This window comes from Streptomyces cacaoi (assembly GCF_006539165.1).
Classification (GTDB): Bacteria; Actinomycetota; Actinomycetes; order Streptomycetales; family Streptomycetaceae; genus Streptomyces; species Streptomyces cacaoi.
In genome coordinates this window covers 1-8,388 of record NZ_BJMM01000105.1, presented here as the reverse complement: position 1 = coordinate 8,388, position 8,388 = coordinate 1, and the positions used below count along the sequence as shown (strand labels likewise).

Genomic DNA, 8,388 nt, shown 5'->3' with positions numbered 1-8,388 from the left:
GGCAGCGTGGCGCCTCCGCCGCGCAGCGCCGAGTACAGCTCGCTCAGCTCGCGCAGGATGACGCCCATCGACCAGCCGTCGGTGACGATGTGGTGCAGGGACAGCGCGAGCACGTGCTCGTCCGGTGCCGTGCGCAGCAGCACGACCCGCAGCAGCGGTCCCGTGCGCAGATCGAAGGGCGTCCGGGCCTCGGCGCGCAGCACGTCGTCCACCTGGCCGGGCTCCGTCTCGACGGCCTGCACGGGCACGTCCATCGTGGGGTGCACGATCTGCACGCCCTGACCGTCCACCGAGTCGAACGTGGTCCGCAGCGCCTCGTGCCGCGCCACCAGCGCCGCGACGGCCAGCCGCAGCGCGGAGACGTCCAGCTCACCGGTGAGCCGCAGCGAGGTGATGAGGTTGTACTCGACGGAGCCGGGCGTGAAGTCGTCGAGGAACCACAGCCGTTCCTGCGCGTACGACAGCGGCAGCGCGCCCTCGCGTGCGACGGGCACCAGCGGCGCGGCCTCGGGACCGGCGTCCGGCTGCGGCGCCGCCCGGTCCAGGACGGCGGCGAGCCGGGCCACGGTGGGCTCGTCGAACAGCGCACGCGGGGAGAGCGCGGCACCGAGTGCGCCGCGGATCCGCGAGACGACCTTCAGACTGGAGATCGAGTCGCCGCCGAGCGCGAAGAAGTCGTCGTCGGCGCCGACCTGTTCGACGCCGAGCACCTCGGCCCAGATCGCGGCCAGCGCCTCCTCGGTGGGGGTGCGCGGCGCGGTCCGTGCCTCCTCGGTGCGGGCGACGGCGGGCTCGGGCAGTGCCTTGCGGTTCAGTTTTCCGTTCGCGGTCAGCGGCAGCGCGTCGAGCACCATGAAGGTGGCGGGCACCATGTACTCCGGCAGCCGGGCGGCCAGTTGGTCGCGGAGCGCGTCCACGCTGATCACCGCGCCCTGTGCTGCGAGCACCAGGTAGGCGACCAGCTGTTTGCTGCCGGAGCCGGTCTCCCGGGCGACGACGGCGGCCTGTGCGACGCCGGCGCACCGGGTGAGCGCGGCCTCGATCTCGCCCAGCTCGATGCGGTGGCCGCGCACCTTCACCTGGTCGTCGCCGCGGCCCGCGTACTCCAGCACGCCGTCCGCCGTCCAGCGCACCACGTCACCGGTGCGGTAGAGCCGCTGTCCCGGCGTGAACGGGTCGGCGACGAAGCGCGCGCCGGTCAGGCCGGGCCGCCCGTGGTAGCCGCGGGCCACGCCTTCCCCGCCGAGGTACAGCTCGCCCCACACGCCGACGGGCGCGGGCCGCAGCATGCCGTCCAGCACCCGCGGCGCACGGCCGGCCAGGGCCCGTCCGATGGGGACGGTGCCGCCGGAGGGGGCCCGGTCGCGGTCGGAGAACCAGCCGGTGGCGTAGACGGTCGCCTCGGTCGGCCCGTAGATGTTGGCCACCACGGCGTCGGGGAAGACCTCCCGGACCCGGGCGGCCAGCGCGGCGGGGAACGCCTCGCCGCACAGGGCGACGCACCGGGCCGACAGCGGCGGGTCGTCCTCGGTCAGGACGGCGGAGAACGCGGACGGCACCGCCGAGATCAGGCTGCCCGACCAGCCGCCGGGACGCTCGGCCAACTCCAGTACGTCGCGGGCGACTTCGAGCGTCCCGCCGGCCGCGAGCGTGCCGAACAGCTCGAAGACCGACACGTCGAAGTTGAGCGACGTCGAGAACCAGGTGCGTTCGAAGGTGTCCCGGCCGAGGGAGACGGCCCACTCCACCAGCGAGGCCATCGCCCGGCGTGAGATCACCACGCCCTTCGGCCGCCCGGTCGAGCCCGAGGTGTAGATCACGTAAGCGGCGGCCTCGGGCGACGGGCGTACCGGTGCCGGGGCGTGCTCCGGCGGGGCGGACAGCTCCTGGAGCACCAGCGGCCGTACGCCCTCCGCGCGCGGCACCCGCGCCGCCAGCGCCTGCTCGGTCAGCACCAGCCGTACGCCGGAGTCGGCGAGCATGAACTCCAGCCGCTCCGCGGGGTATTCGGGGTCGAGCGGCACATACGCACCGCCCGCCCGCAGCACCGCCAGCACCGCGACGACCAGGTCCACCGAGCGCGACAGGCACACGCCCACCCGCGACTCGGCGCCCACGCCACGGGCGGCCAGCGCCCCGGCCAGCCGTGAGACGCGCGCGTCCAGCTCTGCGTGGGTCACCGACTCGGCGCCGCACACCACCGCGACGGTGTCGGGCGAGCGGCGGGCCGGGGCCGCGAGCAGGTCCTCCAGCGGCTGCCCGGTGGGCGCGGCCGCGGTGCCGGGGTCCTGCGCGGCGGCGAGGCGGCGCTGTTCGGCCTCGGACAGCAGCGGCAGGGCGCCCAGGACGGTGTCCGGGTGGCCGGTCAGCGCGGCCAGCAGGTGTTCCAGGTCGTCGGCGAGCAGTTCGGCGGTGCGGGTGTCGAAGAGCGCCGGGTCGTAGCCGAGGTCGAAGCTGATCCGCTCGCCGGCGTAGGCGGTCAGGGCCAGCGGGTAGTTGGTGGCCTCGGTGACCTCGACGTCACGCAGCCGGATGCCGTGCTCCTCGGCGGCGCCGGTGTCCACCGGGTAGTTCTCGAAGATCAGCAGGCTGTCGAAGAGGGCGGTGCCGCTGGGCAGGTCCGTCGGGATGTCGCTGAGCGCGAGGTGTTCGTGCCGGCGGGCCTCGGCCTGCTGGTGCTGGAGGTCCCGCAGCCACTGGGCGACGGGCTTGTGCGGGTCGATGCCGACGCGCACCGGCAGGGTGTTGATGAACAGCCCGAGGATGTCCTCGGCGCCGGGCAGATCGCCGGGCCGGCCGGAGACGGTGGAGCCGAACACCACGTCGCGGGTGCCGCAGTAGCGGGACAGCAGCAGCGCCCAGGCGCCCTGCACGACGGCGTTGACGGTCAGGTGGTGGGTGCGTGCGAACGTGTCGACGCGGCGGGAGAGTCCGTCCCCGGCGGTGCGGCTGATCCGGCGTGTGGACTGGCCGAGGTGTGCCTGGTCCCGGGTCCGGTCGTAGGGCAGGGCGGCGGGCTCGGTGAAGCCGGCGAGCTGGTCGCGCCAGAACGCGGTCGCGGCCTCGTGGTCGCGCTCGGCGAGCCATTCGAGGTAGCTGCGGAAGGTGCCCCGGTTCCTGGGGGTGTGCCGGGCCGTGCCGTGGGCGGCGGACGCGTACTCGGCGAGGACGTCGTCGAGGAGCGCCGCCGTGCTCCAGCCGTCCAGCAGCAGATGGTGGAAGGTCCACACCACGTGCACGCTGTCGCGGGTGAGCCGGATGAGCGTCAGCCGGGACAGCGGCGCGCGGTCCAGCGGGACGGGCCGGGCGCGGTCCTCCTCCAGGAGGGTGCGCAGCGCCTCCTGCTGGGCCGGGGTGGAGCGGTCGCTCCAGTCGAGCAGGGTGACGGGCTGGGCCGCCCCGGTGGTGACGATCTGGACCGGTTCGGACACCCCTTCCCACGCCACCCGCACCCGCAGGCTGTCGGAGCGGTCGAGGACACGCTGCCAGGCGTCCGCCAGCGCGCCGGGGTCCTGCACCCCGTCGACGACGAAGGAGAACTGTTCCCGGTAGGCGGCCGAGTCCGGTTCGGCCAGGGCATGGAAGACCATCCCGGCCTGGAGGGCGGTGAGGGGGTAGATGTCGGCCACTCCCTGCCCGTCGCCGGCGAGCCGGTCGACCTCGTCCTGGCCGAGGGCGACCAGCGGGAAGTCGGAGGGGGTGCGGCCGCCGGCGCCGTCCTCGGCGCAGTGCCGCAGGAAGCCGGCGAGTTCGGCGGCCAGGTCGGCGGCCAGCCGCTCGACGGTCTCCCGCCGGTGCAGGCCGCTGGAGTACGACCAGGCGAACGTCAGCCGGCCGTTGCGTACGCTGCCCACCACGTCCAGGACATGGGGGCGCTCCTCGGCGGTGCTGTACTCGCCCCCCGGGTTCAGCCGTGTCGAGCGGTACAGCGCGTGGTCGCCGCCCAGCCCGTCGAACTGCCCCAGGTAGTTGAAGCTGACCTGCGGGGCCGGGAGCCCGTCCGGGTCGTCGGCCAGGGCGTCGGCCCCGCCGAGGTGGCGCAGGGCGCCGTGGCCCACGCCCCGGTCCGGCACGGCCCGCAGCTGTTCCTTGACGGTCTTGATCGTCGCGGCCCAGTCGTCGCCCTCGGGCAGCCGCAGCGCCACGGGGTACATGGAGGTGAACCAGCCGATGGTGCGGGAGAGATCGACGTCGTCGAAGAGTTCCTCGCGGCCGTGCCCCTCCAGGTGCACCACGGTGCGCTCCCGCCCGGTCCAGGTACGCAGCGTGCGGGCGAGTGCGGCCAGCAGCACGTCGTTGACCTGTGTGCGGTACACGCCGGGCACCCGGTGCAGCAGCGCCTCGGTCTGCTCGGCGCCGAGCGTCACCGAGACGGTGTCCTGACAGGCCACGGTGTTGTCGCCGCCGGGCGTGTCCAGCGGCACGTCCGTGGGCGCGCCGGCCGCCGCGGCGCGCCAGTACGCGCCCTGGTCCCGGAAGCCTCCGGCGGCGACGTGCGCGTTCAGCCGGTCCGCCCACTGACGCACCGAGGTCGTCTTGCGGCCCAGGTCCGGCACGCCGCCCGCGCTCAACGCCGCGTAGGCCGCGGCGAGATCGTCCAGCAGGATCCGCCAGGACACCCCGTCCATCACCAGGTGGTGGGCGACGATCAGCAGCCGCAGCGGGCCGCCGGGCCCGCGCTGCCCGGCCAGGACCCGCAGCAGCGGCCCGGCGTCCAGGTCGAGCCCGGCCTGGGTGCGGCCGGTCAGCTCCCGCCAGCGCTCCTCGGCGTCCGGCGCGTCGTTGAGGTCGTGCACGGTGAACACCGCGTCGAGGTCGGCCGCCGCCGGTATGTGCCCGGACCGGCCGCCGTCCCCGGTGCGGGGGAAGACGCTGCGCAGCGCGTCGTGGTGGGCCAGCACCGCGCCGACGGCCTCCCGCAGCAGCTCCGGCCGTGTGCCGGGGGCCAGTTCGCAGTCCATGGCCATGTTGAAGTGGGCGGGCGCCTGCGGGTGCGTGGCGAAGAACCACTCGCGGATGGGTGTGGCCGCGACCGGCCCCGTCACGGTGGACTGCTCGGCCAGCAGCGCGGTCCGACCGGAGCCGCCGGAGGTCCCGGCAGCGGCGGCCAGCGCCGCGACGGTCTGCCGCAGGAACACGTCCCGGGAGGTGATCTCCACTCCGGCCTGCCGGGCCCGGGAGACGACCTGGATGCTCAGGATCGAATCACCGCCCAGCGCGAAGAAGTTGTCGTCGACGCCGACGCGGGGCAGGCCGAGCACCTCGGCCCAGATGTCGCACAGCACCTGCTCGGTGCCGGTGACCGGCTCGGTGTGGCCGCCCTCGCCCGCGGCGGGCGGCGCGGGCAGCGCCCTGCGGTCGGTCTTGCCGCTGGCGTTGACGGGCAGTTCCGGCAGGGACACGAACGCCGAGGGCACCATGTAGTCGGGCAGCGCCGCCCCGGCGAACCGGCGCAGCTCGTCCTGCGCGGGAAGCTCCCGGCCGGGCCCGGGCACCAGGTAGGCGACGACCTGCTTGATGCCGGGCCGGTCCTCGCGCACGACGACGGCGGCCTGCTCCACCGCCTCGTGCCCGCCGACGACGGCCTCGATCTCGCCCAGCTCGATCCGCAGTCCCCGGATCTTCACCTGGTCGTCGCTGCGGCCGACGAACTCCAGCTGCCCGTCGGCGGCGCGGCGCACCACGTCTCCCGTGCGGTACAGCCGCCCGCCGGTGCCGAACGGGTCGGCCACGAACCGCTCGGAGGTCAGCGCGCCGCGCCCCTGGTAGCCGCGCGCCAGCCCGTCACCGGCGACGTACAGCTCGCCCGGCACGCCCGGCGGCACGGGCCGCAGCCGGCCGTCGAGCACATGGACGCGGGAGGGCCCGGCCGGGCCGCCGATGGGCGGGGCCGCGACCGCGCCGGCTGCCAGGGCGCCGCTCATCGTCGCGACGACGGTCACCTCGGTGGGCCCGTAGGCGTTCAGCAGGGTGCGCCCCTCCGCCCAGCGCCGCACCAGGGCCGCCGTGCACGCCTCGCCCCCGGACAGCAGCACCCGCAGCCCGGGCACCTCACCGGCCGGGATGCTGCCGAGCACGGTCGGCGGTATCAGCGCGTGCGTGACCCGCTCCTCCCGCAGGACGCGCAGGAGTTCGTCCCCGACCAGCGGCCCCTCGACGGGCGGCACCACCAGCGTTCCGCCGCCGCCCAGCGCCATCAGCAGCTCCAGTACGGACGCGTCGAAGCTGGCCGACGCCAGCTGGAGCACCCGCGCGGTGCCGTCCACCGCGCACCGGCCCACGAGGGCGGCCGTGAAGGCGGCCAGCCCGCGGTGCGGCACGACCACGCCCTTGGGGCGGCCCGTCGAGCCGGAGGTGTAGATGACGTAGGCGGCGGACGAGGCCGACACCCGCGGGTCCGCCAACTCGTCGGGCAGCGCGCGCAGTTCGTCCCGGACGGCCGCCTCGTCCAGCACCACGACCCGGGCGGCACCCGGCGGGACGCGCCCGGCCACATCGGACCGGGTGAGCACCACCTCGGCACCGCTGTCCTCCAGCACGTACGCCAGCCGCTCCGCAGGCAGTCCGGGGTCGACGGGCACGTACACACCGCCGGCCCGGGCGATGCCGAGGACGGCGACGACCCATGCGGCCGAGCGCGGCAGCGCCACGGCCACCCTGGTCTCGGGGCGTACGCCGCGCGCCCGCAGCAGCCCCGCCAACCGCCCTGCCTCCGCGTACAGTTCGGCGTAGCTCGTGGTCCGCTCCCCCGCCGCGACGGCGGTCCGGTCCCTGTGCCGTGCGGCCCACGCGCGCAGCATCCCGGGGAGTGTCGCGGGCACCGTGTCGGCCTCGGCGCACGCGCTGCTCCCCGCGACGGCGTGCTGCTGTTCCTCGGGCGTGAGCAGCTCCATCCGCGCCATGGGCTGCCCGGGGGCGGCGACGGCGGCGCCGGCCAGCCGCAGCCAGTGGCGGCACATCCGCTCGACGGTGGAGGCGTCGAACAGGTCGGTGTTGTACTCCCACTCGGCCAGGAGCCCGTCCTCGTGCTGCCAGAACTCCAGCGTCACATCGAACCGGGAGGTGTCCCGCGGTACGGGCACCCGCTCGGTGTGCATCCCCGCGAACCCGCCGAGCCCGCCGAGCGCGTTCTGCAACACCACGACCGCCTGCACCAGCGGTGTCCGGCTCGGGTCGCGCTCCGGCGCCAGCGCCTCCACCAGCCGGTCGAACGGCACGTCCTGGTGCGCGAAGGCGCCGAGCGCGCTGTCCCGCACCGAGCCGAGCAGCGCACGGAAGGCGTCGTCCTCGTCGACGCGGGAGCGCAGCGCCAGCGTGTTGACGAAGAACCCGATCATGTTCTCCGTCTCCTCGGCGTCCCGCCCGGAGGTGACGGTGCCGACGACCACGTCCCGCTGCCCCGAGTACCGCGACAGCAGCAGTTGCGTCACCGCGGTCAGCGCCATGAACAGGCTGGCTCCCTCGCCGCGGCCCAGCGCCGAGAGCCCCGCCACCAGATCGCCCGGCACCTCGAAGGCGTGCACGGCACCGCGCGAGGTCCGCACGGCGGGCCGCGGCCGGTCGGTGGGCAGCTCCAGCACCGGCACGCCCTCCAACTCGGCACGCCAGTAGTCCAGTTGGGCGTCCGCGGCGTCACCGGTGAGCCGCTCACGCTGCCACAGCGCGTAGTCCGCGTACTGCACCGGAAGCGCGGGCAGTGCGGCGGCGGTCCCGCGCACCGCCGCCGAGTACAGCGCCCCCAGCTCCCGGACGAGCACCCCCAGCGACCAGCCGTCGGTGACGATGTGGTGCATGGCGACCATCAGGACGTGCTCGCCCGCTCCCGTGCGCACGGCCAGCACCCGCATCAGCGGCCCCGTGCGCAGATCGAACGGCCGGGCCTGCTCCGCCCGCAGCACCCGGTCCAGTGCCGCGTCCCGCTCGGCCGTCCGCCCGCCGGGCCCGCCGGTCTCCCCGGACACGTCGGCGTACCGGACGGGCACCCGCATGCTCTCGTGCACGATCTGCACGCCCCGCCCGTCGACGGTGGCGAAGGTCGTCCGCAGCGGCTCGTGCCGCTCCACCAGGCCGTCCACGGCGGCCCGCAGCGCGTCCGCGTCCAGCCGGCCGGTGAGCCGCAGCGCGAGCCCCGTGTTGTACTCGACGCTGCCCGGCGCGAAGTCGTCCAGGAACCACAGCCGTTGCTGCCCCGGCGCCAGCGGCAGCGGCCCTTCCCGGTCGGCGACGGGAATCGCGGGGATCGCCCCCGCGCGCTCCTCCTGCCCGCCCTCCAGGGCCGCCGCCAGCCGCGCCACCGTCGGGTGCGCGAACAGCGTCCGCCACGACAGCGGTACGGACAGCGCCGCGCGGACGCGGGAAGCGACCTGGAGGCTGAGGATGGAGTCCCCG

1 protein-coding gene is annotated in these 8,388 nt (G+C 75.2%); it reads right to left on the bottom strand.

The genetic code is table 11. The features are described 5' to 3' along the window. The coding region (locus SCA03_RS34050; protein WP_141275862.1) for a non-ribosomal peptide synthetase at positions 1-8,388 on the bottom strand (8,388 nt) is incomplete at both ends.